This window comes from Kosmotoga sp., assembly GCF_982836095.1.
The window spans coordinates 1-3,881 of sequence record NZ_CEYIHJ010000171.1; the positions used below are offsets into that span (position 1 = coordinate 1).

The window sequence follows — 3,881 nt, forward strand, 5'->3', positions numbered from 1 at the left end:
ATAAAATATGACCAGTGCGGTCTTAGATGCGGTTTTAAAACACGTTTTAAAAAAGAAAAAACAGGACTTGGTAGATCGTGAATTTCAATGTCTGGTTTACTGCCGAAATTTGTAAAGAAAAACAGTCTCACCTGTTGGGGAGGTAAATCATGAATCTCAAAACGCGTGATCAGCTTGGATGCAAAGTAGAATAAGGCATTCTGAGGATTCGTGTAGTTTGATTTTAAAAAACCCTCAGAAGAACCACGGGATCTTTTATCCAAGTTAGTTGATATGACATCTTCTCGCCACAGTTCCTTTTCATATTTGTTCAGAACCTGAAGCAATATAAGATTGCCTGCACTTTGCAGAACTCCCAAAGGAAGAAAAAAAAGTTTAATAAGGCAATCTTTACAAATAAGCAGCCCTGGTTCCTGAAAGTGATAAAATTTGTGAATCCTCCTGACCCTACCAAAGGGTAGTTATTGCGTCCACCTTTAAAAAGATGACCTTTAACAGCACATATCCGGCAAGGCCCTTCAGAAATAGCGCCGTCACCTTTTAACGCACCAAGATAATATTCTAAAGTACCTTCGCGTTGACGATCAGGTTTATTTTTCACCTGATTGTTATTAAGTTTAGAGAGCAAAAAAATCGAATCTACTTTTCCTTTCCATCCATCAACGTATACCTCAGTCGCAAAATGTATCTTATCCTCTATGGTTTTTTCAGGCAGAGTTTCCATTACCAAGCCGCCCATATCTACAAAAGGATCTCCGGTTAATGATAGTTTTGACATTTTATGGAACCTTTCTGATTATACCAAAACCGCGAGACACTGATTTTCCTAGGCCTATTTTGTCCGGCAGCAATACATTTGCAGAAAAAATCAGATCAAATCCCGCCATTTTGTTGTTTTTAAAATTAAAGAACCTTCTGTTCGGTATATAATTCACTGAAACCATTATTTTGGCATCTACTATCCAATTGATTCCTTTGGCAAAAGAGAGAATGTTTCCTATCAATATCTTTTCAAGAAATTTCTTTTGTTCCGAATCTGTTGTTAAATATGTATATTTTCTAAAGTTTTGCTCATTAAGTCCAAACCAATTGTTGATTTTGTACTTAACAACATTTGAGCTTAAGCCACATTCAAAATAATCAAAAGACAGATGTTTGATGCCGGCATGCACTGTTTTATTATTTATGCTAAAATTCCATTTTGTATTTTCAAACAACTTTAAAGATTCATCATAACCGCTATTAATGCAAATGATTGCCGGATTTTTACCAACAAGTTTATATTGGATCAATGGATATCCATATCGGAATTTATTTCCTGAATGGTTATGAAAAAGAATGCTTTCTTTGCCAACTTTTTTAATAATAGCGCCGCGAAAGGCCGGAATTTCTCTGCGGGCCATTTCAAACTCAAAAATTACAGTGAAGAGTCTTAATTTCATAAGGTCAAGATTCGCTGCACAGTAAGCTAACCTGCTGTTATAATAATTGCCCCATCAATTTAAATGAAATTGCATACGGTACCATATGCATATCGGTCAATATGCAATTTGATATAAATGAGCCACATTCTTTGCCAGATTAAGTGTTATTGTTAGAAATCATAAACGATCAAATCGTTACCCTTTGAAATTTATCCCTGATTTTAATAACATTCTTTAAAATCCGCTCACTTTCTTTCCAGTCTATTTGAAAATTACCAGTCAGATCGAAAAAATGAAGATGCAGGCTTTTTTCTTTTCGATTAAAGATAAACCGGTTGCGGCTGTTATAGGTGAAAAAATATGTCGGCACTTTCTTTTCGTTGTTTAAAAGAGCAAACAGATGACCGTAAAATCCGTGGTTATACCGCTGGCCGCTGGAGCCTGAACCGCCCTGTGTATAGTAAAAACGCCCGTCGTGGTCTTTGTAAAAATAGTATTGCTGCCAGTAGTTTCTGCTGTCCCAGTGATTAAAAGGCGGAGGCATATCGTACCGGCGGTGATACCGATATTCCACTCGCTCTTTAAAAGGATCTTTTTTCTTCCAGTATTCTTCCCACTCTTCTTCATAAAACTCCTGGTATTCTTACTTTACCAGTTTAATCGCTATCGGATAAACTTCTTTAGTTATATCTTCAATGATCTTATCTTTGAGATCATTCTCTTTTATATTTTTATATTCCGGCTCGTTTTTTAAAGACTCCATTCGTTCGTTAATGAGTCTTATATGTTCCATGCTTCTATTCCACCAATATTTTCGAGCTTCCTCTTCCACCCGAGAACATAAAATAACCTTCTTTTTTTCTACATAACGATCATCATCCCACAAATCATTTTCAATTCTTTCTATATAAACATAGACTGAGAAAAACTTCATGGTTTTGTCAATTTTCTCATACACTTCTTTCAGGGGAGGACCTGTCATGAAAGACGATAGATCAAAGTGCTTTAACTTTTCAGACTCTGAGCCTTTTGTCAGTTCTGCAATTATTTCGGGATAACCAGGATTCATGATTGTTTCTTTTGGTTTTTGAAATTGCCATTTAATAAACTAAAACCAACAATTGTTTTTATACCACACCATTTTGTCAGATCAGCACACTATAATAAACTCAAAGTAAATTTACTTGCTCACAGCCTTCATTTCGACGCGTCCTCTTTTTGCCTCCTCTGCCTTGTTTCCAGCATGTTGCCGGTTTTTGTTAGTTCGTAAGTTAGCTCTTTTTCATTTGGCAACGCAAGTTTATATTCAGAGGCAAGGACCTTGTTGGGCAGGTCGTAAAGTGCGTATTTGGCAACAGTATGGTCTTTTTCTGCACAGAGGATCAAGCCAACCGTTGGATTTTCCTCTTCATGGGTCCAATGTTCACGGGCGTAGTTGAGATAAAAATGCATTTGTTCAGCATCTGCGTGTGTAAATTTGCCAATTTTAAGATCAATCAAGATTAGACTGGGAAGTTGCCTGTGATAGAACACCAGATCCACTCGATACCACTCGCTGCCGACACGCATCCGTTTTTGACGGGCGATGAAAGCAAAATCCGCGCCCAATTCTAGGAGAAATGTTTCGAGATGATGGATGAGTGCTTCTTCAAGGTTTTTTTCAGAGTATTCGTCTTTGAGCCCTAAAAATTCAAGAACATAGGGGTCCTTTATTTCATCTTCAGGAGTATGGACATCTGTTGGTAAGGAAACTGTGGCTTTCTCCGACATCGCTTCTTTGTTTTTGGAAAGGAGCGTTCGCTCGTAGAACTGAGATGAAATCTGGAGGTCGAGTTGACGGACTGACCAACCACCGCGAAGAGTCTCGGTTTCATAGAAAGAGCGAGCATTTTCATTCTTAACTGAAAGTAACCGAACATAGTGTGACCAGGAAAGTAGAAAGCAGGTGGAAAGAGTCTGTAATCTGCTAATCATGGGCTCATGGAATTTTGCAGACACTGTCTGCAAAATATTACGGTAACTTAAATAAAAATTCCTCATCTGATAAAGATTTCGCCACCCAAAGCCGCGTCCAAACTTGGCCATAAGTTCAGCGGATAATTGTTTCAAAATCTTTTTCCCATATTTAGCCTTCTGACTCCCCAATTGTTCAAACTCAACTATTCGCCGTCCAATTTCCCAGTAAGTGACTGTAAGTATCACATTTATCGAACGAGCAGCCTGCCGACGGGCGATTTCCATCAAACTGATTATGTCATTGGCAAGCTCATTGTAAGATGTTTTGCTAATAGTAGGTAGATCCATTTTTTGAATACTAAAGAGGCTATTAATTGTTGAAATGATTCAGAATCAATATTAATTTTTTGTATTGATCTGCGTATATTCGCGGTGAACCCAATCAAAAAAACTTAGCCAGAATTTCATCATTCACCAGCTTACGATCAAATCCCTGTCCTA

General features: G+C 37.6%; 5 protein-coding genes and 1 pseudogene. All 6 read right to left on the reverse strand.

Translation table 11 applies throughout. The features are described from left to right. Positions 1–326 (reverse strand): annotated as a pseudogene (locus tag AC3LHT_RS09420) (hypothetical protein); the annotation flags it as partial. Continuing rightward, positions 311–778 carry a hypothetical protein gene (locus tag AC3LHT_RS09425; protein ID WP_488662711.1) on the reverse strand — a complete coding sequence of 156 codons (468 nt, stop codon included), beginning with the start codon at positions 776–778 and terminating at the stop codon, positions 311–313. The pseudogene AC3LHT_RS09420 and the gene AC3LHT_RS09425, both read right to left, overlap by 16 nt. 1 nt (position 779) lies before the next feature. Next, positions 780–1,442: a CRISPR-associated endonuclease Cas6 gene (locus tag AC3LHT_RS09430; RefSeq protein ID WP_488662712.1), complete on the reverse strand. Its 663-nt coding sequence runs from the start codon at positions 1,440–1,442 to the stop codon at positions 780–782. 169 nt (positions 1,443–1,611) lie between these two features. Continuing rightward, complete coding sequence (locus tag AC3LHT_RS09435; RefSeq protein WP_488662713.1) at positions 1,612–1,968, reverse strand: hypothetical protein; 357 nt, start codon at positions 1,966–1,968, stop codon at positions 1,612–1,614. Positions 1,969–2,067: 99 nt separating this feature from the next. After that, on the reverse strand, positions 2,068–2,493 hold the full coding sequence (locus AC3LHT_RS09440; RefSeq protein WP_488662714.1) for a hypothetical protein: 426 nt from the start codon (positions 2,491–2,493) through the stop codon (positions 2,068–2,070). A gap of 128 nt (positions 2,494–2,621) precedes the next feature. Then, positions 2,622–3,665, reverse strand: a complete 1,044-nt coding sequence (locus AC3LHT_RS09445; RefSeq protein ID WP_488662715.1) for a PDDEXK nuclease domain-containing protein — start codon at positions 3,663–3,665, stop codon at positions 2,622–2,624. Between the last annotated feature and the right edge of the window lie 216 nt (positions 3,666–3,881).

Bases quoted from the DNA above. Each gene is read 5' to 3' on its own strand.
- AC3LHT_RS09440 (WP_488662714.1), bottom strand. From the start codon at position 2,493: ATGAATCCTGGTTATCCCGAAATAATTGCAGAACTGACAAAAGGCTCA.
- AC3LHT_RS09430 (WP_488662712.1), bottom strand. From the start codon at position 1,442: ATGAAATTAAGACTCTTCACTGTAATTTTTGAGTTTGAAATGGCCCGC.
- AC3LHT_RS09425 (WP_488662711.1), bottom strand. From the start codon at position 778: ATGTCAAAACTATCATTAACCGGAGATCCTTTTGTAGATATGGGCGGC.
- AC3LHT_RS09445 (WP_488662715.1), bottom strand. From the start codon at position 3,665: ATGGAAATCGCCCGTCGGCAGGCTGCTCGTTCGATAAATGTGATACTT.
- AC3LHT_RS09435 (WP_488662713.1), bottom strand. From the start codon at position 1,968: ATGCCTCCGCCTTTTAATCACTGGGACAGCAGAAACTACTGGCAGCAA.